Source organism: Halomonas profundus (assembly GCF_020865425.1).
GTDB lineage: Bacteria > Pseudomonadota > Gammaproteobacteria > Pseudomonadales > Halomonadaceae > Vreelandella > Vreelandella titanicae.
The window spans coordinates 4,697,697-4,722,120 of sequence record NZ_CP086344.1; the positions used below are offsets into that span (position 1 = coordinate 4,697,697).

Consider the following 24,424-nt stretch of genomic DNA (forward strand, 5'->3'; position numbering starts at 1 on the left):
GAGCCAGTGTAAAACAGAGGTTCTTTTAAGGGTGTTAGCGTTTAGAGCGCCAGAGTCAGACGCTTGCTCGCTGCCCGCGAGCAGCAGGCCATCATGCGATCATTTGCGTCGCGCTCAGTACGGCTGAGCACTAGGTCTCGGTGATCGATATGCCCCTCGATCACAGCCACTTCGCAGGTACCACACAGGCCTTCGCAGCAGTCGCTCGGTACATCCACCCCCGCCGCGGTTAGCGCCTCAAGCAGCGTCTGGTGGTTACCGACCTGCAGCGTCAGGTCGGAGTCCGCCAGCACTACTTCGAAGGCGTGCTCGCTCTCAGGATCGAGGATGTTGGAGCGAGCGGTGAAGTGCTCAACGCGCAAGGTACCCTCGGGCCACTTCTCCGCCAGCGACCCAAGCGCCTCCAGCAGGCGCTCAGGGCCGCAGGCGTAGACCTGTTCACCTTCGGCTAGGCTGCTAAGTGCACTCGGTAGATCAAGGCGACACCCTTCATCACCGGCATGGAGGGTTAGCGCGGCGCTATGGTCACGTTCGACTCTCTCCAAAAAGGCCATGGTTCGCCGTCCGGCACCGCAATAGTGGAGTACATAGGGCTTGCCGAGAGCCTTGAGTCGATCCGCCATGGCAATAATCGGCGTGATGCCAATACCACCGGCTATCAGGGTATAGCGCGTTGCCGTCTCGTCCAGGTGGAAATGGTTCTTGGGACCAGCGATATGCAATATATCCCCCGGCTTGACCGTGTCGTGGAAGTACACCGAGCCGCCGCGCCCCTCGGGTTCTCGTAGGATGGCGATGGAAAGACGGTTACGGTCATCGCGTGTCCCGCACAGTGAGTAGTAGCGGCGCCACTCTCCCGCTACCAGCTCTATATGCGAACCGGGGGTCCAGTCGGGTAGCTCACGCCCATGGGGATCCACCAGACCAACACGGATCACCGCCTTAGCTTCACGTTGCACCTCGGCGACCGCGACCCGACGCACGATATCCTCCTTGATAGGTGCGCCAATATGGAAAAGCGTAGGGTTCTCCAACACAGCGTGGTGTCGCCGTTCAGGATTCTGCGCAGGCTCCCACTCCACCCATAGCGACGTGGGCCCACGGAAAGAGGTGTTGGGCAGATACTCAAACGATTGGTCCTCGACCAGATCTATATGGGGTAATCGACGGACAAATTCATCAAGGATGATGCGCATCTCCATGCGGGCGATGTTCTTCCCCATGCACTGGTGCGCACCGTAGCCGAAAGTGAAGTGCTCCGCTGAGTTATGGCGGTAGATATCAAACTCGTCAGGATTTTCAAAGTGTCTCGGATCGCGGTTGGCCGACGCCTGCACGATTAACAGCTTACCCCCCTTCGGAATCGTCTTGCCCCCTAACTGGGTGTCTTCGGTCGCGATACGTCGCCAGGCCACGACCGAACCGGCGGCGCGCAGGCACTCCTCGATGGCGCTGGGGATCAAAGCAGGGTTCTCGCAGATGTCGTTCCATGACTCCCGGTTCGATAGCAGAGTACGAAAGGCATTGGTGGTGGCGAACGCGGTGGTCTCATGGGCAGCCACCAGAATGGCCATCATCATCGAGCGCAAATAGCTCTCCGGCACAATGTCAGGATGCCTGTTGTGCATGCGGATAGAGTCGTACATCCACCCCTCGCCGCTGGGATCGGCACACATGCGGTCGAGGATAGTTTGTGCGGTTTGCCAGAACTGGCCCACATCCTCGGCAATCTGCAGTTGCTGCTCCGGGGATGGGCGGCCCCAGGTATTCAGCGTGTGGGCAACCGAGAACTTGCGAAGCTCCTTGGCATCTTCATTGGGAACACCCAGGAAGCGCAGTGCGACGGTCATGGGAATTTCCCGAAACATCGCGCCCACCAGATCTGCATGCCCCTTGTCGATGAAGCGATCCATATAGTCACGCACCAACTCACGTACCCACGCTTCGTGCTTCTCAAGGTTCTCGGGCAGGAAGGCATCCATCAGGAGGCGGCGGCGTTCCATGTGATCCGGTTCATCCTCGTTGACCATGGTACGACGCATTGCGAAACCGTAGCCCTCGAGAATTTTCGTCGCCTCGGGCGGTGCGGGGGTTAGTTTCTCCAACGCGATAGAGGGCGAGAAGGTGACGTTGTCACGGAAAACCGCCTTCACATCTTCATAGCGGCTCACGACCCAGTAGTCGAGTTTGGGACTGTAGAACACCGGCTCCTGTTCGCGGAACCAACGCAGCGCCTCAGCGGGGTCAAGCTGATAAGGCGCATCGAAGGGATCGAATTCGGCCGCTTCAGGGGAGACTGGGCAACCGGTAGGCGATAATGCCACGGACGCCTGTGATGGTTGAAAAGGGCACTCGCCTGATGCACTACCAGAACGGTGAGACACTGATGCCATGAAGGGCTCCGTAAAATTAAGTGGCTCGTATTTGTTTTACTTTTATCGAACACTTAGTTTCTTTTAATGCACAATGAAGGTAGGCAGTTTCTGTCGGCGAGTCAACTCCTCAGCGTAGCTGCGTTAGTCTGTATCGCTTGGCTAACTATTGAGTCCTGTTATCGCGCCCACTTACCGAACCCTAATACCGAGGTGCTTTCTATGGCTAACAACACGTTGCAAACGCTTGATCGCGGACTCAAGGCACTGGAAATTGTCTCCGAGCATAGCGATGGCATTTCCATTGCCGATCTAGCTGAACACCTCGATATTCATCGAGCCATTGCCTACCGCATCGTGACCACTCTGGCCAGCCATGGGCTGATTACGCGCACCCCCGAAGGCCCCATTCGCCTGGGTGCTGGTACGGCACTGCTTGCGTCTCGCTTTGAACCTCATCTGCGCGCTATTGCCCAGCCACTCTTGCAAGCACTAGCCAGAGCCACCCGCGCCACCGCTTTCATCTCTGTCGCTCAGGGGGAGGAATGCGTTGTGTTAATGGTGGCAGAGTCAGGAGAAATGCCTCTGCAAATCGGCTACCGAGTGGGTAGCCGCCATCCGTTGACGTTGGGCGCTGCCGGTATTGCCATCCTTGCCGAACGGCCCCCTCACCCGGAAGAAGGTGAGGCGATAAAGCAGGCACGACTCGACGGCTACAGCCTGACTCATGGGCAGCTACAACGCGGGGCAGTAGGCGTGGCCAGCGCTATCTCGTCCACATCGTTTCGCCCTACCATTGAGGCCTGTGTGGGCGTGGTGGCCATGGAGGATCTAGATAAAGAGACCGCTATCACGGAAGTAAAAGCAGCTGCCCAGCGAATTGCCGAACTGATCGCTCGATAACCTGGATTAATAAGACCTTTGAGGTGCCTCTCAGGACTCCAGCTGATTCTAAATGGCCATTACCAGGCAAACGAATACCTTCGTGAAACAAGCGTAGCCAGCAAGCTTAACGTCAGTACTCCTACCGATCGGCTTCGCCACGCTAGGGCTACAATTCCTCATTGACGCTTTCCGTGCCGCTCAGCGTCTTCGTCGTAACAACCACGAGAGGGCAACCTCTCATGGCTAATAACCTTAGTCACAAGTCGATTCGCGGCCACTTGATAAGCGGTAAGGTGACACCTGGTAGAGGCCTACAGACGATATTATGTCGGCTGGCGTGCGGGTGCTGCCTCTGGAGAGAAGATTATTGGTCAAGGCGATTGCGCTCCAGGGCGTTACGATAGACCGCCAATAAACGATAGAAACCATGCACGAACTTGCCATAGGGCATGGTGATGAAAAGTGCCATAACCACGCCTAAATGCACCACCAGCATAACCCCCATGGCTGAGGTCTCACGTAGCAGCATTAGGGACAGGCCTGTTAAGCCGGTCAGCCACAGCAGCACTATGAAAGCCACATCCATTCCCATCTGGCGCACATCAGCAGTGTCCTGATCACGCACCAGCTTGAGGTACAAAAGCCCCGCCGGACCTATCAAAAGGCCGATGCCGCCCAAGGTACCGAACAGTTTGGGAAGACTGATAAAATCGTAGGGCGCCTGCCAGCCAAACACATAGTGATAGATGGTGCCGGTCACGGTCGCTGCGAAGCTAAGCATGAACCCGTAAAAGGTAAAATGGTGGAAGCGCCGCCGCCAGTGCGAATGATAGGCATCTGGGTAAGTGCAGCCAGCCTCTTCCTGACCGTGCAGATGCTGGAGTGAAAAAGTTTCTTTGAGTGCCTGCCGCCAGCTTTCGGCATCGCCAAGCCCAGTTACGCCCTCGCCGCTTTCGCGCCAAAAGCGCACCATCCCCATGATCAACGCTAGTAGCACAAACAACGACACCGAGCCGAAGGTCACCACCATCGTGTTATGCGGCAATAGCGCGTAGAAGTCGCCACTATGCTGTGTGGTGACCAATGCCGACAGATCACCATTTAGCGCAATGGCAATCAACAGGATGAGCGTCAACCCTACCGCCAGTGCCAAGGCGGCAAGCAAGCCACTGCGGTCAAACAGACGGGCCAACGGCTGTGGCCAAGCATACTGTCGATAAGACTCGACACGAAGCTTGGCCATTGACTGCGGTACGTTAACGGCAAACTCATGGGGCGGAGCGTACTGGCAAGCGTAGTAGCACTCACCGCAGTTGTGACATAGGTTGGCCAGATACTTAAGATCCTCGGGAGTGAACGTACGACGCCGCTCCATGGCCGGAAATACCGGGCAGAACCCTTCACAATACCGACAGGCATTGCAGATCGTCATGTTGTTGCGGGTTTCTTCGATTAGTGCATCAATCTTTTGCATAATTGCCTGCCTCTGTGCCTGCGATGCGACCAAATACGGTGCCGATGGTCATACCAAAGCCAGCAACATAGCCCTGGCCTAAAATATTACCGGCCATGATCTCACCGGCTAGGAAAACATTGTCCGCCAACTCGCCGTTAGCCATGTACATACGCGCTTTTTCATCGACTTTAGCGCCTAAGTAGGTGAAGGTAATGCCGGTACGAAGTGGGTAGCCGTAGAACGGAGGCTCGTCGATACGCTGCGCCCAATGGGTCTTTTCGGGTGTAACACCCTGTGTATGGCAATCGTCGAGCACACTGTGATCGAAGTTGCCAGGCTGTACGCCAGCATTGAATTCATCGACAGTTTTGAGTACGGCGTCAACCGGCAGATCGAGCTTAAGTGCCAACTCCTCAAGCGTATCGGCCTGCTCAGGGGGAAAAACTGAAGGCATAAAGCGCCCCTGCGCCTTGGAGTCGGTAATCGAATAGCCCACCTGCCCCGGCTGTTTGGCAATCAGCCGTCCCCAGATGGCATAACGCTTGGGCCAGAAGTCTTCGCCTTCGTCATAGAAGCGCTTGCCATCGCGGTTAACCACAATCCCCAGGGATACACAGTCGACACGGGTGACGATACCGCCATCGTACTTGGGCGCGCGTGCATCGATAGCTACAGCGTGACCTTGCGTTGGATCCCCAATCACCATGGCGCTGTTATCAATCAGGCTGCGCAGCATCTTACCCTGGTTGAAGCGAGTACCACGGATCAGGAAGTTACGGGAGACCTCTCCCCATGCTTCCTCCAACCACGCTTGGTTGGACTCGAAGCCGCCCGAGGCAATCACCACTGACTTAGCACTCACCTTGCGTGGTGAGCCATTGTAAGTCACCAATGCATGGTCAAAGCGGTTGTCATCAAAGACCAACTGTTCAGCTTCAGCCTCATAGAGGATTGTCACCCCAAGTCGCTCAGCTGCCTGGTAGTAGGTATTGACGAGTGCTTTGCCGCCCCCCAGGAAAAAGGCGTTGGTTCGCCCCAGGTGCAGAGTGCCACCCAGCGATGGTTGAAAGCGCACACCGTAGCTTTTCATCCAATCGGTGCAGGTTTCTGAGGCTCGAATCACATGCTTGGCCAACACTTCGTTGGTGATGCCGCCGGTAACACGCCAAACGTCATCGAAAAACTCATCCTCAAGGTAGGCGTCACTAAGCACATCAGTAGGCTCACGATGCATGCAGCGCAAATTACGGGTGTGAATACTATTACCACCACGCCATTGACGCGGAGCACTCTCCAGTAACAGCACGCTGGCGCCCTGCTCACGCGCCGATAAAGCGGCACACAACGCAGCATTACCTCCACCAATCACCAGCACGTCATGGCCAGTCAGATCGGCCTCACTGAGCCGCTCTCCAGTCGATGACAACATTGGAACTCCCTCATGATTACTGACAAGAAGAGATGGTGACGGTAAAAGCGCACACCAAATTCTAATACATACAAATGTATCCAACAGTGTTCAAAATGACAAGTGTTGTTCATTGTCATATCATTACCATTCGTCAAAATCGCAATTTAAGGCTTGTAGCTATGACTGAATCCACACCACGCAAGCACGCCACCCAGGCAGCCAATCAGCGCGGCGAACCGCGCAGTGAGCAGGCCTACAGCTACATCATCGAAGCTATTAAGGAAGGCACCCTGCCACCAGGGACAAGGATTCGTGAAGTCGACTTATCTGAGCGCATAGGCTTAAGTCGTACGCCTGTTCGCGAAGCGCTTAATCGTTTACAGCTTGAAGGGTTGGTAGCTAATGATCCGATCCGTGGCACCATCATCACTGAACTCGACCACAGCATGATTAGCGAGCTATATGCTATGCGCGAGATGTTAGAGGGGACTGCTGCGGGCTTTGCCGCACAACACGCTTCAGAGGTTGAAATCGCTTTCCTACGCGAAATTAGCGATCGCGATGCACGGTTAAAGGAGACCCAAGATCTAGTTAAGAATAATAAGCTATTTCATAGCACTCTCTACCGCTGTGCACACAACCGCTACCTGCTTAAAATGCTGCACTCACTGCATGAATCAATGATGTTGCTTGGGCGTAGCACCCTAGCTAAACCAAACCGTGCCGAAGCCGCGCGCAGTGAGCATCAGGCAATCATTGACGCGCTCGAAGCACGCGACCCGGAAGCCGCGGAAAAGCTGGCACGCAACCATATCCGTGAGGCCTACAAGATCCGTCTAGAGGCTTTTTTTGAGAGTTATGACGACTAAATCAAGTACGAATCGCAAAAGGATCGCGAGCTTCGTTAGACAAGTCGATCATCAGGTTTTTAATCTCAAGGTACTCATCTAAAGCGTGCATTCCGCGCTCACGGCCACTACCACTGGCCTTGACCCCGCCGAATGGTGCTTGTGCAGCATTTGTGCGATAGGTATTGACCCATACCCCACCAACCTGAAGTTGTCTGGCAACGCGATGCGCTCTTGCCAAATTTTGCGTCCATAGCCCGGCGACTAACCCGTAAGCGGTGCCGTTAGCGATGGCGATAGCCTGCTCCTCCGTATCAAAGGGAATAATCGCTAACACTGGCCCAAACACTTCTTCTTGAGCCAGTTCGGAGTCCGGCGCCACATCAGAGAATACCGTCGGCTCGACGAAATAGCCGCGACCATATACGTCGCCCTGCGGCACCCTACCGCCCGCCGCCAACTTAGCACCCTGAGTGCGGGCACGTTCGATGAAGTCAAGTACTCGTTGATGCTGCCCCTGGGTCGCCATCGGGCCCATCTCAGTGTTCTCATCGCGAGGGTCACCAATACGAATCGCCCGGGCGCGTTCACAAACCTGCGCCACCACCTGATCGTAGATGTCCCGCTGCACCAGCAGTCGCGAGCCAGCAATACAGGTCTGTCCGGCGGCGGCAAAGATCCCCGCCACGGCTCCGGTCACAGCCTGCTCAAGATCAGCATCGGCAAATACAATGTTGGCCGACTTACCTCCCAGTTCAAGGGTCACCGGTGTTAGATGTTCGGCGGCGGCCCGAGAAATCGCCTTGCCTGTAGCGGTACCGCCGGTGAAACTGATCAGGTCGACATCAGGGTGCCCGGTGAGTGCCGCACCTACGCTACCGTCACCGGTCACCACGTTAATCACGCCAGGAGGAAAGCCAGCTCTTTCGCACAGCTCAGCGAAAGCCAGGGTGGTCACGCTCGCCATCTCTGAGGGCTTAATTACAACGGTGCAACCCGCCGCCAAGGCCGGTGCAAGCTTGTTGGCGAGGATCGCTATCGGCGAGTTCCAAGAAGTGATCAAGGCTGCCACGCCGCGCGGCTCGCGAGTAGTGAAATCAACCAGCTCAGGGCGGTCTAGCGGAATGCTCTCGCCTTGGAGCTTGTCCGCCCAGCCAGCAAAGTAGCGGTAGTTGCGAGCCGCAAAACGCATCTGCACCCGTGTCTCGCGGATTACCTTGCCGTTGTCGGTGGTCTCAAGTTGGGCCATGCGCTCGGTGTCGGATTCGAGCAGATTAGCCAATTCGTGCATTAGCGCAGCACGTTGTAGGCCATTTGTAGACCGCCATTCGGTTTCAAAGGCATGTCGTGCAGCTTGCACCGCGGCGTCAACATCAGAAGCAGTTGCCTGAGGGATCAATGCCCATGCCTGCTGGTTAAGCGGATTGATCGATTCCAGCACGTTTCCATCTGCCGCATCACACCATTGATCGCCAATACGAAGTTGATAGCGCTTCATCTCACCCATTACATCATTCCTTCAATTTAGTTATATGTATTAGTTTAACGTTGCAGCATTTCTGGAGAATGGCTTCACGAACGCTAGAACAAACAGCAGTACAACCGCTCCCGCGAACAGGGCATAAAGGGAAGGGATAATGGCCATAGCCGCTGATACAATGCACAGCAGTGCGCCTATTTTCCTCTTCATGTCTTTTTCAAAAATATCAGAGAGTACGATCGACGCTGATACCACTAGCACTGCGCCAGACAGCACCGCTTCCAATATCTGGGACACATCTCCGTTAAAGAGAACGCCTGGGTAGGTAATAAACAGAAACGGAATCACGTAGGTGACGGCTGCCAAGCGTACAGCCTGCAGCGCAGTTCTTTCCCAGCGGGTATCGGCAATCGAGGAAGCAACAAATACGGCAACACACAAAGGAGGTGTAATCACCGAAATGGTCGCGAAGTAGAAGACGAACATATGCGCGGCAATCGGCTCCACTCCTGCTGACACTAGTGCGGGCGCCATGACCGCCGCTACCAGTACGTAGGCTGCGGTTGTCGGAATGCCCATGCCCAACAGCAAGCAGGCCAGCGCCACAATAAAGGCGACACCAAACAGGTAACCACCGCCCAGACCAACTGCCAAGGACGATATTGTCACGCCCACTCCGGTCATATTTATCATCGCGACAACAATCTGAGCGCTTACCAGCATCGTGATAATGATCAATATTCCGTAACCAGCATCCACGCACGAGTCAACAAAAGTGTTCAGTACCGGCTTGATGCCTTCGCCGCGGACTATTACGGCCACCGTATAGGTAATCAGCATTCCCACGATGGACAAGGAGGCCGAGAAAGCGACCGAGCGACCGCTTAACACCATCACCACCAACACCCCAAGACCAACTAACAGCGGTGCTGATTTAGAAAGCTTAATGGCATCCCTAATCTTGGGCACATCGTTCTCTTCCGACAGCCCGCCGATTCCCTTTCTCAAGGCGATTAGGTGAATGGTCATAAACACGCTGGAATAAAACATCAACGCAGGGATCAAAGCAGCCAACGCCACCGACAGATAGCTGACACCCAACGTCTCGGCCATTATAAATGCCGCCGCACCAAGAATCGGTGGTGTCAGTTGCCCACCAGTGGAAGCCACCGCCTCTACAGCACCAGCAATCGGTGCGGGATAGCCCATCCTTTTCATCAAGGGAATAGTCATAGCACCAGTGGTGGCCACATTGGCTACCGCACTACCATTTACCGAACCGAATGCTGCCGAGGCGACAGTTGCCATCTTGGCTGCCCCACCAACCCGGTTAGCCGCAAAGATCATGGCAAGATCCATAAAGACCTTACTGCCGCCAGTACGGATAAGAACAGCGCCAAACAGCACAAAAGAGGCAATAACCGTCGCGCCAATACCCGTCAGCATGCCCCACAACCCCAGATCCGACAGGAAAAGGGTTTCGACAACCAACTCAACGCCATACCCACGATGTCCAAAATCACCTGACAATCTATCGCCAAAGAAGACATAAGCCAGAGACAGCAACACCATCAATGGAAACGCGATCCCAACGGAGCGTCGGCATATTTCCAGTACCGTGATCACCAGAAATACACATAAGGTGATATCCACCACCCCAGCGATGGGCAACTGCGTGAGGATGCGGTTTTGATTCCAGGCCACATAAAGGCACGCGGCAATGGCAAAAACGCACAGCAAGCCATCAATGGCTCGCCCCAGGAAAAGAAAACGTCCTTTTATACTTGGCGGATACACCATGAATGCCAATAAAATCACACTTGCCAGCATCACCGAACGCTGCACAAGAGAATCAAAAGCACCAGCGATCCCCGTATAAAGGATCATCATGCCAAGTGAGAATGCAACCAGCTTTTTTATCACCTCAGGAAGCCTGGATGATGTGCTTTCTATAGGCTGTGATTCCGATTCAACAGCTTCTAACATAAGTCTCACCATGAAGATAACTTCACGCCAGAAGGCAATAGAGCTAACACTCAAGTCAGCTCTATTTCATAAAAACGACCACTCTTTATTTCACAACTTAGGGTTTAAGATGCTCAGGAACTTCATATCCCTGCTCTTCAAAATAGCGAATAGCGCCGGGATGAAGAGGCGTCGTTGCAAGCTCAATTGTCATCTCTGGGATATCTGCATCTTTTAAAACTGAGAAAGCGGCCGCCTGAGCATCCTGATGCTCGACGATAGCTTTAACGATGTTGTAGGCAACCTCTTCATCCAAGTCAGCTCTTGAACTTACCGTGTTGCCATACGCCCAGGTGGTATATGCCGGATAGTCATCACCAGCCTCATTCTCTTCAATATTCATGATGCCCAAGCTAGGCAGTTCCTGGCGAATGGCATCTGCCTGCTCATCGCTCAAGCCAAGAATATTAACTGGGGTCATAGTGGCGATATCGATACTGGAGGCATCCAGCATTCGGCCATTGCCGCTCTTCACATAACCTTTGACACGATTATCCTTGATCTGGTTAACCATGTCGGTTGTGGAACCACGCACATAGTCAGGCGTTACACCGATCACATCAAACACCGCTTCGGCAGTCGCTTCCGTGCCCGATCCAACAATACCCGGGTTGAATTTGACACCTTCCAGATCACTAATAGTGTTCAGGCCAGCATCCGCTCTCACTACGACATTCTGAGCCGAAGGGCCATACACCCATAGCACATTAGTGGGGACTTCATTGCCCTCGAACGCCCCCTCGCCGTGATAGGCATCATAGGCAACATTGGTGGTCACTAACCCCATATCGGCCTGATTACGTTTGATCCTTCTCAAGTTATCAATGGTTGCCCCCGTCTCCATGACGGAAGAGCGCACACCATCGACATGCTCGTTAATGATCTGCGAAACGGCGACGAAATAACCATAATGTGATGACGAAGAGGATGTAGAACCAATCGTCAATCGAGTATCGGCATGGGCAACGCCTGCTGCACATAAGGAAATTACCACCGCCAGCACGGATGCTTGCTTCGTATAAGCCATAGTCACCTCTCGTAATTGTTATATATTTAACTTTCCGTTAAAGACTAAACTCAGTCATTGCGCATACTATTGACGATGACCGGAAAGTACTGCTCTCCGTATCCTTCCTTTATAGCTTTCTGAAATAGGGACTTCGTATTTTCTGCCATTCCCAACGTCAAGCCGTAATTCTCTGCCAGTTCCAGCGCATAGCTGAGGTCTTTTAATGCATATGAGGTAGGGAATTTTTTTTCTGGGAAATCATTTTCGAGCATGAATTTCATGCAATGGTTGCGCAGGGCAAAGCTATCTGCGGACCCTAACGACATAGCTTCAAAAATCTTTTTAGGGTCGGCGCCACTTTTCTCACAAATCACCAATGCCTCGGACAGGCTGGCCACAGTATCGAAGAGCACCATGTTATTCAGAATCTTGGCCAACTGGCCGGCGCCAACATCTCCACAATGAATAATGTCTGATGCAATGTGCTGCAGAAGCTCTTTAATATTTCCGTAAATGGTTTCGGCGCAACCCACCATGACGCACAAGTTGCCATCAATCGCAGCCTGCCGAGTGCGCGCGACAGGCGCATCGGCAAACTTCACCTTGTAGGCCTGCAGCTCACGCTCTAACCACCTGGCATCCTCTACGGAGGTTGTGCTCAGGTCGACGACTGTAGCGCCTTGCTTGAGTTCATTGGCAATGCCGTCCTCTCCTAGCATCAAGCTTTTTACATGCTGGCCACTTGGCAAAGACAGGAAGAGGACATCACTCTCGCGCGCCACTTGCAGAGCGTCCTCGCCCTTCTGCACACCCTCAGCCGCCAGTCTCTCCAGCGGCTCAGAGGCAAGGTCATAGGCCAACACCTTCTTACCAGACCCTTTGGCCAGGTTTTTACACATGGGCTCACCCATTGCCCCCAGGCCAATAAAACCAATAGTACTAATCAAACCAACACCTCCAATAAGAATACTCTTGAATACCGTTGGATACTATAATACACACACTAGCCTATAGCGCTGCAACTATCACGACATACTTTGGTCGCAATGCAGGGCAAAAAACCGATAACTAACCGCTACCCACATTCTGAAGGAAACGATCCGAGCGCCATAACAACGCCTGAACAAAAGCGCCCCGCCAGGCACCATGCACTGACCGGATGTACGCGCCTGTGACAATGACCATTAGCCGTTGGCCGCTCAGGGTGTGTGGTACGTTTATAAGCACTCACAAACCTGCAGCCTCAAGGGGTTGTCGATCTCAATGAGAGGGGGACTTGGAGCAGCAAGCCCACTGGCGTGGCGATCAGCGCAATAGAGGTAGTGAGGAGTGCCGAGATCACCCAGAAGATGGGTAGAGCGGACGACTTTGCCGCCCCTCGACACCAACGGGCCATAGACCGACAGCACCTGCTAAGAAGCACGGATCTGCCAGTCTGCATGCAGGCAGGAAACAAGAAGCGCTCAGTGGCTTACTCAAGAGGCTGGGCTGACGCACGTCGCTGAACGTCTACGCCGAGGTGCTCAAGCCATCCATTACTGGCTGGCTAATCAGCAATCGCTGTTGTGATTTACATCCTGCCACATCCATTTATTCAAGCACTTCCAAAGCACCTGCTCTCTGGTGAAGTTATTGATTATTTAAACGCAAACCAGGGCGTGGCCAAGGGACAGCTAACAGCTGACCATAACCGGACAGAGTGATGTAAGCCGTCTGCAAGTTTGATCCACCAAAGCAGATATTAGTGCAATACCCTTCAGGGGCTTCATGAAACTCCAGCAAATCCCCCTGCGGAGAAAAAACACTGATCCCCCCATCCACCAGGGTAGCGACACAAATGTTACCACTCTCTTCCAAAGCCATAGAGTCAAGGCGCTGATAGCCCGGCAGGCCGTGAACCAACTTGCCGCCATTGGGAGATGGCCAAGGCTCCTGACCCAGCTCACCGGGCGCGGTGATCGGATAACGCCAAAGCCGACTGGTTTCGGTTTCAGAGACGTACAACATACGCCCATCTGGCGACAGGCCAACCCCATTGGGCGTCAGCAGATGCTTTGCCGCGCGGCGAATCGAGCTACCGTCGCATCGGGCATAGTAGAGGTAACCCAGCATGATGCGGTCATCAAATTTCTTGCCAAAGTCGGTAAACCAGAAACCACCCTGATCGTCAAAAACGATATCGTTAGGGCCATGCAGCGGAACGCCCTGGCAGTGGGTGTAAAGCGTCTCAACAGAGCCGGTGACAAGGTTGACTCTTTGAATCGAACCGCCGTCATAATCGGATGCAGCGCCGATAGGTCGGCTGTAGCCATCGTCAGTACGCCAACTGAATCCACCATTGTTGCAGATATAACAGTGCCCATCCGGCCCGAGAGCCGCCCCATTTGGCCCCCCACCCACCTCCGCCACGGTCTGTAGCTCGCCGTCAGGTAGGACACGCGTCAAGCGGCCTCTTTGAATCTCCACGACTAATATGCTGCCATCTTCCATGGCAATCGGCCCTTCAGGAAACGCCAGTCCACTGGCTAGCACCTTGCCCTGCAATTTTGTTCTGCTCATGTCATCTCTCCTGTGAACTGCCTGCTTTTCCCGCAGCCCTGCACACCCGCCTAAAACTGCCGGGCCATTTGCTGAGCCCGGCGACACCACTTACTGCATGCCTTCAATTACCTCTTGAGTTGGCAGGCCGCGCGCTTTCAAGGGTTCTGCCCAGCGGTCATAGACGCCTTCAAGGTTGGCGTGTGCTTGTTCAAGATCGCTATCAGATAGGGGCACTTGGGCAATACCGTACTCCTCCTCAAGTGTCTGGATGATTTCCGGTTCAGAGTTATCCACGTAATCACAGTAGGTTTGCATAGCGTACCTTCCTGCCTCTACCAGAATATCCTGTTGCTGCTGTGACAGGCGCTCCCACACTCGGTCACTAATCGAGTAGGTGAGACCAAAGCTAGCGACGGAGAAGTTCGGAATTAATTGATCCAGTGCTGGTGCAAGGCCATAGTCCAGGATGCCTCGAAGCGGGTAATACACACCATCCAGCGTACCGCGAGAGAGTGATGTTAGTACGTCTGAAGCCTGCATTGTGACAGGGCTTGAACCCAGAGCATCAGCGGTGAGTGTCATAGGTCCACCGGCAGTACGCATTCGCAGACCATTCAAGTCATCGAGCGACGAAATATCGCTGTTGTTGGTCAGTATTCGATAGCGCCCCATATTGCCCACCCAAAGAGGGCGGATGTGATGCCGCTTGAACTCCGCTTCATAAATAGCCCCACCTGGCTGGGCCATCTCATAGAAGCTATCCGCCGCGCTACAGGAGTTTTTTACGATTTCCGGTAGCTCAACAACGCCAGACAAAGGGAGCTTTTCCGGTATATAAGCCGGAGATACGTTGGCAATATCCGCCACACCTGTCTGCAACAAGGTCAGAGATTCAGAACCACGCCCAAGTTGTTCTGCCGGATAAAAGTCGAACTGTATCTGTCCGTCGGAGAGCTCCGCCACCTTTTCCATAAACGGGTTGGCCCCATACTCTATGGCAAAAGAAGTGGTGGGCAGCCATTCGGCAAACTTCAATGTCACTGGTTCAACCTCTGCCGCGGAGACTGAACCGCATGCCAAAACACCCGTCAACAGCAGTGGAAGGTGCTTTTTATAGTTATTCATGATGGTACTCCCTTTTATCGCTCTTCAGTTTTTGTGCCAGTCATTAATGAATACAGCGGGATAAACAAAATCTTCCAATAATGCATGGTGCATTGATGATAGGTATAACGTTTTTACAACAAGCTTAAACCTTAACCCACCTTTATATAGATGAACCCTATCTATCGTTGACCCAAACTCCTACAAATTGGCGAAGACTAGTTACCAACATTACGCGTCAGTACATAGCCGTTGATGGAAGCCACAGCACAATCTGTGGAAATGCTATTAACAAAGCGATCAAACCAAGCAGCATGACGATGTAGGGTATGACGCCTGAGAAAAGCTCCTCGACAGGCACATTGGCCACTTTCGCCACCACAAAGACGTTCATGCCGACCGGTGGTGTGACAATACCGATCTCAGCCAACAAAATAACGATCACACCGAACCAGATCGGATCGAACCCGAGCGAGACGACAACCGGAAGAACCACAGGAATGGTGAGAATCAGAATAGAGATCAGGTCTAGGAACAGCCCCAGCACCAGATAGAGGATCACCAAAAAGAACAAGATAAGGTATGGCGAAACATCCAGCAGTCCCACATAGTTGACTAAGTTTCGGGTGATGCCGGTCATGGTTATGAAGTAACCGAAAACATGTGCACAAACAACAATAAGGCCGATCATGGCAGAAATGCAGCACGTATTTATAACGGCATTTTTGAATGCTTCAGCATTGAGATTGCCTGATTTCAAAGCAAGCAAAAGTGCGCCTAGTGCACCCAAAGCAGAGGACTCAACGGGTGTGGCAATGCCAGTGTAGATTAATCCCGTAACAACGCTGAACAGCATCAGAAAGGGGGTAGCTACCTTCAGTGCTGTCAGCTTTTCGCGGAAGCTATAGGTCTTATTATTAGAGGCTACTGGATTTCGGATGATCAGAATCTTGATGGTAATGGCGATAGTGAGCGTCACCAATATGCCAGGCACTATGCCAGCGATCAGAAGGTCACTGATGCTAACCCCGCTGAGCAGCCCATAGAAAATCAGTGCGACACTGGGAGGAATCAGCATGGCAATAGTGCCCGAAATAGCGGCAATACTGCCAGCCATTTTCGGAGAATACCCCTCAGCCTGCATGGCGGGCGTGCTGATTTTCCCCAGCGTGGCTGCAGCCGCTGTACTGGAGCCAGAAATTGCACCAAAAGCAGCACCTGTGACAACAGCAGCAATCCCCACGCCACCTTGTATCTTGTCTGTCCACTTGGCAATGGCGCTAAACAGGGAGCCGGTGATACCGCTGACCCCCATAAATTCCGACATGAGGATAAACATCGGAATGGTGAGCAGCTCGTAGGTCGTCAGAGCAGAGCCTGGCGAAGCCGATAGGATCCCCAGCAGGACATCTATCCCATTGGTTAGAAAAATGCCCAAAGCACCGGATATCGCAAGACTGATTGCAACCGGAATGCCTATTATCAAAAGAAAAAACAGAAAGAGAAAAGATAAAGCAATGACCATCACAGCTCGCCCCCTTTAGAAACATAGTTATTTATTGTTGTTATTAACAACCTGAACGAGAAAACAAAGGAGCCGATAGCGATAATAAATTCAGACGGCCAAACAACCCAGCTCACAACGCCATAAACGATCTCGTTCTCTTGCCAGGCACTGTATGCTCTTAAAGAATAGGTATAAGCAATATAGCTAAACATCAATGTGGCGATGAGGCCGAAGACCAAAAGGCAAAAGCTGGTAAATTTTAAAGGCAGCTTGCTTTTGAAATAATCAACCTTCAGATGGCTTCCCGTTCTCAACGCATAAGAGAACGCCAGAAAATAAGACCCTGGAAGAAGGTACATGGTGATTAGGTTAAAAAACCAATTAAGCGGCGAGTTGAAGATATAACGCATTACGACATCGACAAAAGTAATTGCCATGGCGCAAATAATCATAGATCCGGCAACAAAAATAAGAGCGTTTTCCAGGCATCTACAAACCTTATCCAACGCTCTTATCAGGCCGGGTTGTTCAATATGACCTGTCATGGTTCTGTGTTCCTGTAATGTCGCCATGATAAACCTCAGTGCGCCAATGTTAATAACGACTCAAAGGCCGTGTTTTGGCTGTCTAATAATCACTACGGGCGCATCGGCAAACGTCACCTCATCAGCAGGTAGTTCACACTCCAACACCTTCTTATCAGCCCCTTCGGCCACGTTTTTACACATGAGGTCATCCGTCGTCCTCAGGCCAAACAAACCAAGAGTGCTAATCAAGCTAACACCTGCAAACGAATACTTTTGAATACTTTTGCATACCACAATGCACACGATAGCTCATAGGGCCTCAATCATCACGGTATACTTTGGTAGTAATAGTGGCCTCTAAGAAGGCATCCATGGCAACCACTTCGACAAGAGCATGGAACGCTTCGTGCTTCGGTATGCAGGGCCTCGCCCGGAGTCTCCCTGGCTCCCGCCGCTCGGATTCATACTGTCCACAGAAATCCTTCGGGCATGCTCGGAAACCATTCGCTATGTTGCGCTGGTTCTCTTCGACCCCACCATCGACTTCGGAGACACTGAGCGAATACTCATGAGCCACCCTACGGCCGTGGTTTTGCCTTTAAAATATCCATCATCACCGCGGCTTGTCGTTTGGTCGTTCAACGTTTGACGATAGGTTCGTCGCTAATCCTCGTCTCCCTGAACACTGCGCTATAGCTTGTGCAACTATGCAAGGGGTCACTTCCCCCACCAATGTTGCTTTCAAAGCAACAAACTCGTTACTCAACTGCCTCTTTTCTGCCTGCCAAGTCGCTTAACGTAAAAGCGCCAAAAAATACATCGATAACGGCAAGGACAGGACATGTTTTCAGAGCAAGTATTTTCAAAACAGCAACTGCATGAAGCCACCGAACTGCGGCATAAGCTTCACCAGAACCCAGAGCTTAAATTCCAAGAAAACGATACTGCGAGACTCGTTGCCAAGCGGCTTAGCGAACTTGGTTATCAAGTAACGGAAGGCATCGCCACCACTGGTGTCATGGCGGAACTGGATACAGGTCGGGAAGGGCCCGTGCTTGCTTTTCGTGCCGATATGGACGCACTGCCGATTAATGAAACCAACGCCTTTGCCCACCGTTCCCAGCGAGAAGGTCTAATGCACGCCTGCGGCCACGATGGACATACCGCCACACTGCTGCTTGCCGCAGAAACTATGATGGCAATGCAGGACGAGCTGTGCGGCCATATCAAACTGCTGTTTCAGCCGGGCGAAGAAGGTGGAAACGGTGCCGATTTAATGGTTAAAGCGGGCGTGCTACAAAACCCACAAGTGGACGCCGTGTTTGGCTACCATAACCGCCCAGGCTTTCCTGCCGGTCAGCTGTTCGTTAAACCTGGCCCGGCAATGGGAGGAAACGACACTTATAAAGTCACTATAGAAGGCGTCTCTGGCCACGCAGCCATGCCGCACCTGGCGGTAGATCCTATTTATATAGGTTCATCGCTGGTGCAACAGTTGCAGGGGCTGGTAGGGCGTCATAAATCGCCACTGGAAGCGGGCGTTATTACAGTAGCTTCCTTCCATGCTGGCGATGCTGCCAACGTTATTCCCGGCCACGCCGAGCTACTGGTTAATATTCGTAGCGACCGACCCTCTTCCCGAGAAGCATTGGCGGGAAAACTTGAGCAAGTGACCCAAGGTGTTTGTGCAGCGCATGGTGCTTATTACCATATGGAGCACCTGCACCAAGTCCCCCCGCTAGTCAATGATCAAGCCTGGTCGGAACGAGTGCTGTCTATAGCCACCAAGCACACCGTGAGCAATGATATTCAGCAGTTGGACTATATGCCCACCATGGGCGCAGAGGACTTTGCTTTTTATCTCCAGGAAGTACCTGGCTGCTTCTTTTTTGTCGGCAACGGCGAAGGTGCTTACCTGCACAACGAGCGTTATGACTTCAATGATCAAATCCTACCAGTGGCAGGCGGAATGTTCGTAGCCCTAGCCAAAGAACTGCTAACCAAGCACTAAAAACCCACTTACTAATAGTCCTTTACCAAGCCATCAGGTTTAAAAATAACGTTTAAAAATAAGGGTCAAAATGATGCAAGGCGTACTCTCTTCTATAGAACGAGTGGGCAATAAGCTGCCCCACCCCTTTATTTTGTTTACCATTCTAGCGGCTATTGTCGTGATGATTTCCGCCATACTCGCTACCTTGGGTGTTTCTGCGATTAATCCCCAAACCGATGCAGAGGTTTACGTTCGCAGCCTGCTCTCATCGGATGGGATCGAGTTCATGTTGACCAGTGTGGTCAGTAACTTTGTCAACTTCCCCCCACTGGGACTGATTCTAGTCGTCATGTTTGGCATTGGCTTGGCGGATAAAGTCGGCCTGTTGTCAACGTTGATGCAGGTCAGTGTGGCGAAAGCGCCACCCTCTCTGCTTACCTTCTGTGTATTTATGGCCGGCATTTGCGGCAGCATCGCATCAGACGCCAACTACCTAATCTTAATTCCCTTAGCGGCTATGGTGTACTACTCGGTTGGGCGACATCCGATTGCCGGTGCAGCAGCTGCCTACGCTGCCGCTGGAGCGGGGTTTGATGCTAGCCTCTTCATTACCGTAGGGGACGCACTGTTTGCCGGCATTACCACTGACGCTGCGCGTTTAGTCAACCCTGGAGCCTATGTGTCACCGATCGACAACTACTATTTCGTGGCCTGCTCAGTATTTGTACTTGCGACTATGGGCACCTTGATTGTCGATAAAATAGTGGAGCCCAGACTTCAACGTACCCTGCCGATGGGCAAGGACTTTAAAACTGATATCGTCAAACCAGAATTGACTGAGGCAGAAAAGCGAGGCCTCAAGCGTGTCGGCATTGCCACTTTGCTTTATCTCGCGCTGGTGCTAATAGCCGTGGTACCGGAGGCATCGCCACTGCGTAATGAAGAGGGCGGCCTGATTCCATCACCGTTCCTACGCTCGCTGGTGCCGCTTATGTTTATCTACTTCGTCACTATTGGGCTGGTTTATGGCATCACTACCAGCAAGATCACCAGTAGCCGTGACGTGCCCAAACACATGGCCGAGTCAGCTAGCGATCTAGCACCCACCCTCGTGCTGTTCTTTGCCATTTCGCAATTTATTGCCTACTTCCGTTGGTCGGAGCTTGGTCAGTACATTGCCATTGAAGGCTCAAACATTCTACAAAGCACCGGGTTTACTGGGCTTCCGCTAGTAGGTGCGTTTATTGCGATGAGCGCGGTACTTAACGTCTTTATGACCAGTGGCTCGGCACAGTGGGCATTAATGGCGCCGGTCTTCGTACCCATGCTAATGATGATCGACTTTGATCCCGCCTTTGTATTGGCGATGTTCCGCATCGGTGATTCTAGTACCAACATCATTTCCCCAATGAGCCCCTACTTCTCGGTCGCCCTGGTGTATATGCAGCGCTACAAGCCTGATATGGGATTAGGCACGCTCATCGCCACCATGCTTCCACTTGCCTTGAGCTTCTTGATCGCCTGGTCTGCGTTTCTGATGTTCTGGCTAGCCATGGGATGGCCGATTGGCCCCGGCGTTTACATGATGGCTAACTGATGCCGCTAAGCATCACTGCATTGTCAGCATAAGTTTCCACAGATAGTCGGCAGCAGGCGACAGCCTTCTGCCGACTCGGCGCACTAGGTTGCCCTGACTGCTGGCAGCCATAGGATGCTGAATGGGAACCGCTTTAAGTAACCCAGACTCTATTTCATTGCGCGCAGCCGCCGCCGTCATAAATGACACCCCAACACCCGCACTCGCCATTCTCCGTGAAACGGAATGTAAGTTGCAGCGATAGCTGGGCGTTGCCGGTTGCCCGGCGGCGCTAAACAGTGAATTGACAAATTGCTGCGAACCCGACACGTCCGGTAGAAAAATTAGCTTATGCTTTAATAGCTCTGCTACCGAAACACTTTCCTGACTGGCGAGGGGATGAAACAGTGCAACCAGAGCACACAGCGGCCCTCGCTCAAAAGAGTGCACAATGAGTCTCGGATCAGAAACTGGACCATAGGTAATAGCAATATCAACCTCGTCGTTAGCCACCATTTCATGGGGTTCGCGTGGATAGTAAATACCTGTTTTTATCTCGATTAGCACATCTGGATACTGCTTCGAAACCCGTCGCATCACGTAATTGATGAAGCTATCCACAAAGCCATCACCTACAGATACCACCACTTTCCCCGCCTGCATGTTACGCAGACGAGACAGCGTATCCCCCAGCTCTGAGTTCAACCGCCGCTGAGCTAGAAAACTATCCACCACCAATTGGCCCGCTTCCGTCAGCATGACATGACGCCCCTGCCGTTCTAGCAGCGCCATACCCAAGTCTCGTTCGAGGCCTCGTACTTGACGGCTCACCACGGAAGGGTTGATATGCAGATGCTCTGCCGCTGCGCGAATACCGCCACAGCTGTTCACCTCCAACAAATAGAAAGCACGTTTATCCAGTATATCCATGAGCTAGCCGTAAGGATCGCAAAATTGAATCAGCATGATAGACTGATGTTAGCAAGCTAATCGAATTTTTTACCCCCATAGCTACCGACTACACAATCATGATATTTAACCTCCCCGAGTGCGCCGCTGGGAGGGCACTGCTTACGCGAGTGCCATTACCGAAGAGACTTAGGCATTTCGCAATAATATTAGCTAATCACGACTTGCCTACAGCACTACACTCTATTTAATTAATGCTCATTACGCCTTAAGCCAAGGCACTACACCAAGCCAGCGTCACTGCATAGCGAATGGATACACTCCAATATACGTTGATGCCCATCATCAGGCAGTCGATAGCGTGGCACGCTGACGCTGATAGCCCCTTCAACGCGACCATCGGCGCCGCGAACTGCCTGACCGAAGCAGATAATGCCTAGTTCATTTTCCTGGTCATCGATTGCGTAACCACGTTCTCGCGTCAGCGTGAGTTCATTGCGTAACGCCTCAAGCGTCGTGCAGGTGCGATGTGTGACAGGCTCTAAGGTCAATTGAGCCAGATACTGCTCACGGGTTGCCTCGTCGAGGGCGGCGAGATAAGCCTTACCTACCGAAGTAGAATGCATTGGCACTGGCATGCCGATATACGAAGCCATGCGCACCGCTTCGGGCGATTCCACCTTATCAACGAAAGTCATATGGCAGCCAAATGGTACGCCCAAGTGCACCGTTTCACCGGTCTGCTTACCAATGGCGCGTAAAGTGGCCCGAGCGCGTTCCTGCAAGCTGCTCCGCGCCAGCGATTGATGAGTGAGACGCAGCAACTCGCGACCCAGTACGTACTCTCCACCTAAAGGGTTACGTTCGACAAACCGCTCCTGTTCGAGCGTGTTCAGCAACCGGTAGACCGTAGGCCGGGGCATTCCCAGGCGTGCCTGGATGTTACGGATGGTCGCGTCAACGCCAAGCTCAGCTATCACTTGCAGCAAGCGCAGTCCTTTGGTCACCGCGGCGGCACCCTGGACGTTGGGCCGCGGCACTCGCTCTTCGTCGTCAGCCGTCATTAATCGCCTCTTCAAATAATACGAATGTCTAACCAGTAATCCGTCACGGTCAATTGACGCATCTCGCCCTGGCTCTTACCTTAAGAACATATTGTCCATATTATGATCTTTATGTCCACATTGTGGACGGAGGGAATATGCCGGTTAAAGCTGATGATCATCAGCGGATGCCTTACCAATATCCGCAACCCGCTGAGGCCGCTCTAGAAATTGTCGAGCCGCACGCCCTTCCCCAGGATGAACGTATCTGGGTGCCGCAAGCGGAAAACGTTGATTTCCGTCCGCTGTGTCTGAACGTGTCCCAGGGCTACTGGGTCAACCTACTGCGTGTCCGCAAGTCTGGCGTGCTCAGCCGCCACCGTCACCCCAACCCGGTGCATGGCATGGTGCTCAAAGGCAAATGGCGGTATCTCGAACATGACTGGGTGGCTACCGAGGGTAGCTATGTCTACGAGCCTCCAGGTGAGACCCACACCCTGGTCGTCGACGAGGATGTCGAGGAAATGATCACGCTCTTTCAGGTCAACGGTGTCATGTATTACGTTGACCCATGGGGCAAGCACCTCGGGTTCGAAGATGTCTTCACCAAGGTCGACATGTGCCGCAAGCACTATGAAAGCTGCGGGCTTGGCCGTGACTATGTCGACCGGTTCATTCGCTAAAGCGAGATGTTCCCTTAAAAACCCAACGCATGAATTAAGGCCCTAATGCCAACAACAAAAACACGACAGGAGCACCCTCATGATATTCAACAAAACCCCGCTAGCCGTAACCATCAGCCTGGCCGCCTTCGCCTTATCCATCGGCACTGCCCAAGCCGACTACCCCGAAAAACCGATTGAACTGATCGTCCCCTGGTCAGCGGGCGGCGGCACCGATGCAGTGGCCCGCCAATTGGCCAACGGGTTGCAGGAAGAGCTTGGTCAAACGGTCAATGTGGTCAACCGCACCGGCGGCGCCGGCGTGGTGGGTCACACGGTAATGGCCAACGCCGAGCCGGATGGCTATACCCTTGGCCTGGTGACCGCCGAGATCACCACCTATCGACACATTGGCAGCTCTCAAATCTCGTATGAGGATCTGTCGCCGATTGCGTTGATCAATCTCGACGCCGCGGCATTTAACGTCAGCGCCGAATCAGACTGGGAAGATCTAGACAGTGCCCTTCAAGACATTGAAGCCAATCCCAACGAATACACTGTCTCAGGCTCTGCGCCAGGTGCCGCCTATCACCTAGCATTCGCGGGTTTTCTGAACCAGCAGGGTATTGATCCCAACACCGTTTCACTCGTCCCGAGCGAAGGCGCTGCCCCGGGCCTCCAGGAACTCGCCGCCGGTGGCGTGGACTTTGTGTTCTCTTCGCTGCCCGAAGCTGAATCCATGCGCGACGCGAAGCGCGTGAGAACGCTTGCTGTGTTCGCCAACGAGCGTCTTGATGCTTTCCCTGACATCCCCACTGCTGAAGAAGTCACTGGCGATGAGTGGGCGGCAGGTACTTGGCGTGGCTTGATCGGCCCCGCAGGACTGCCCGATGATGTGGTCGATACTCTGGCCGAGGCCGCAGAAGCCGTCTATGAATCTGACCAATTCCAGGAGTTCATGACCAATCAGGGCTTCGGCATGCAGTGGGAAGGTCCGGAAGGCTTTCGCAACTTCATGGCTGAAGCCGACGAAAACAACGGCGAGATAATCAATAAGTTGGGCCTGGCAGAATAAC

At 53.0% G+C, this 24,424-nt stretch carries 20 protein-coding genes; 6 read left to right on the forward strand and 14 right to left on the reverse strand.

Annotated features, from left to right (window positions below):
* Positions 1–41 precede the first annotated feature (41 nt).
* Entirely contained in the window at positions 42–2,393 is a 2,352-nt protein-coding gene (locus tag LMS44_RS21335) for a cytochrome P450/oxidoreductase (protein WP_278370151.1), read from the reverse strand.
* A 201-nt stretch (positions 2,394–2,594) separates the two neighbouring features.
* On the opposite strand from LMS44_RS21335, the gene LMS44_RS21340 reads away from it, so the two are divergent.
* The gene (locus tag LMS44_RS21340; protein WP_278370152.1) at positions 2,595–3,275 is read left to right on the forward strand and encodes an IclR family transcriptional regulator; all 681 of its coding nucleotides are present in this window, start codon (positions 2,595–2,597) and stop codon (positions 3,273–3,275) included.
* 346 nt (positions 3,276–3,621) lie between these two features.
* Here LMS44_RS21340 and tcuB read toward each other — a convergent pair whose 3' ends face one another.
* Together tcuB and tcuA are read right to left on the reverse strand one after the other, a co-directional pair.
* On the reverse strand, positions 3,622–4,731 hold the full coding sequence (gene tcuB / locus LMS44_RS21345; protein WP_041159078.1) for a tricarballylate utilization 4Fe-4S protein TcuB: 1,110 nt from the start codon (positions 4,729–4,731) through the stop codon (positions 3,622–3,624).
* Entirely contained in the window at positions 4,718–6,142 is a 1,425-nt protein-coding gene (gene tcuA, locus LMS44_RS21350; RefSeq protein WP_052475701.1) for an FAD-dependent tricarballylate dehydrogenase TcuA, read from the reverse strand. The genes tcuB and tcuA overlap by 14 nt, the downstream gene beginning before the upstream one ends.
* A 161-nt stretch (positions 6,143–6,303) precedes the next feature.
* On the opposite strand from tcuA, the gene LMS44_RS21355 reads away from it, so the two are divergent.
* The gene (locus LMS44_RS21355) at positions 6,304–6,993 is read left to right on the forward strand and encodes a GntR family transcriptional regulator (protein ID WP_027958360.1); all 690 of its coding nucleotides are present in this window, start codon (positions 6,304–6,306) and stop codon (positions 6,991–6,993) included.
* Between the two features lies 1 nt (position 6,994).
* Here the strand turns inward: LMS44_RS21355 and LMS44_RS21360 are convergent, their stop codons facing one another.
* The 9 genes from LMS44_RS21360 to LMS44_RS21400 all read right to left on the reverse strand — a co-directional run bounded on the left by LMS44_RS21360 (position 6,995) and on the right by LMS44_RS21400 (position 17,366).
* The gene (locus LMS44_RS21360; RefSeq protein ID WP_022521414.1) at positions 6,995–8,479 is read right to left on the reverse strand and encodes an aldehyde dehydrogenase; all 1,485 of its coding nucleotides are present in this window, start codon (positions 8,477–8,479) and stop codon (positions 6,995–6,997) included.
* A 30-nt stretch (positions 8,480–8,509) separates the two neighbouring features.
* Entirely contained in the window at positions 8,510–10,492 is a 1,983-nt protein-coding gene (locus LMS44_RS21365) for a TRAP transporter permease (protein WP_190374392.1), read from the reverse strand.
* Between the two features lie 43 nt (positions 10,493–10,535).
* Positions 10,536–11,504, reverse strand: coding sequence for a TAXI family TRAP transporter solute-binding subunit (locus LMS44_RS21370; protein WP_278370153.1), 969 nt, complete (start codon positions 11,502–11,504; stop codon positions 10,536–10,538).
* Positions 11,505–11,554: 50 nt separating this feature from the next.
* Positions 11,555–12,433 (reverse strand): NAD(P)-dependent oxidoreductase, encoded by an 879-nt coding sequence (locus tag LMS44_RS21375; RefSeq protein WP_199105065.1) that lies wholly within the window; start codon positions 12,431–12,433, stop codon positions 11,555–11,557.
* A gap of 682 nt (positions 12,434–13,115) precedes the next feature.
* Entirely contained in the window at positions 13,116–14,045 is a 930-nt protein-coding gene (locus LMS44_RS21380; protein WP_278370154.1) for an SMP-30/gluconolactonase/LRE family protein, read from the reverse strand.
* 90 nt (positions 14,046–14,135) lie between these two features.
* On the reverse strand, positions 14,136–15,152 hold the full coding sequence (gene dctP / locus LMS44_RS21385) for a TRAP transporter substrate-binding protein DctP (RefSeq protein WP_022521409.1): 1,017 nt from the start codon (positions 15,150–15,152) through the stop codon (positions 14,136–14,138).
* Positions 15,153–15,369: 217 nt separating this feature from the next.
* On the reverse strand, positions 15,370–16,656 hold the full coding sequence (locus LMS44_RS21390) for a TRAP transporter large permease (RefSeq protein ID WP_041159080.1): 1,287 nt from the start codon (positions 16,654–16,656) through the stop codon (positions 15,370–15,372).
* The gene (locus LMS44_RS21395) at positions 16,656–17,183 is read right to left on the reverse strand and encodes a TRAP transporter small permease (protein ID WP_052475703.1); all 528 of its coding nucleotides are present in this window, start codon (positions 17,181–17,183) and stop codon (positions 16,656–16,658) included. Before LMS44_RS21395 ends, LMS44_RS21390 begins: the two co-directional genes overlap by 1 nt.
* A gap of 60 nt (positions 17,184–17,243) precedes the next feature.
* Positions 17,244–17,366: a hypothetical protein gene (locus LMS44_RS21400; RefSeq protein ID WP_258955999.1), complete on the reverse strand. Its 123-nt coding sequence runs from the start codon at positions 17,364–17,366 to the stop codon at positions 17,244–17,246.
* Between the two features lie 640 nt (positions 17,367–18,006).
* Here LMS44_RS21400 and LMS44_RS21405 point away from each other — a divergent pair.
* Both LMS44_RS21405 and LMS44_RS21410 read left to right on the forward strand, forming a co-directional pair.
* Positions 18,007–19,176, forward strand: a complete 1,170-nt coding sequence (locus LMS44_RS21405) for a M20 metallopeptidase family protein (protein WP_022521406.1) — start codon at positions 18,007–18,009, stop codon at positions 19,174–19,176.
* Positions 19,177–19,246: 70 nt separating this feature from the next.
* Complete coding sequence (locus LMS44_RS21410; RefSeq protein ID WP_223828074.1) at positions 19,247–20,755, forward strand: AbgT family transporter; 1,509 nt, start codon at positions 19,247–19,249, stop codon at positions 20,753–20,755.
* A 12-nt stretch (positions 20,756–20,767) separates the two neighbouring features.
* Here LMS44_RS21410 and LMS44_RS21415 read toward each other — a convergent pair whose 3' ends face one another.
* Positions 20,768–21,664 carry a LysR family transcriptional regulator gene (locus LMS44_RS21415; RefSeq protein ID WP_022521404.1) on the reverse strand — a complete coding sequence of 299 codons (897 nt, stop codon included), beginning with the start codon at positions 21,662–21,664 and terminating at the stop codon, positions 20,768–20,770.
* Positions 21,665–21,924: 260 nt separating this feature from the next.
* Complete coding sequence (locus LMS44_RS21420) at positions 21,925–22,707, reverse strand: IclR family transcriptional regulator (RefSeq protein ID WP_022521403.1); 783 nt, start codon at positions 22,705–22,707, stop codon at positions 21,925–21,927.
* A 137-nt stretch (positions 22,708–22,844) separates the two neighbouring features.
* Between LMS44_RS21420 and LMS44_RS21425 the strand changes: the two genes are divergently transcribed.
* A complete protein-coding gene (locus LMS44_RS21425) occupies positions 22,845–23,369 on the forward strand; it encodes a 2,4'-dihydroxyacetophenone dioxygenase family protein (RefSeq protein ID WP_022521402.1) in 525 nt (174 codons plus the stop codon).
* A gap of 79 nt (positions 23,370–23,448) precedes the next feature.
* A complete protein-coding gene (locus tag LMS44_RS21430) occupies positions 23,449–24,423 on the forward strand; it encodes a Bug family tripartite tricarboxylate transporter substrate binding protein (RefSeq protein ID WP_022521401.1) in 975 nt (324 codons plus the stop codon).
* Position 24,424: the final 1 nt, after the last annotated feature.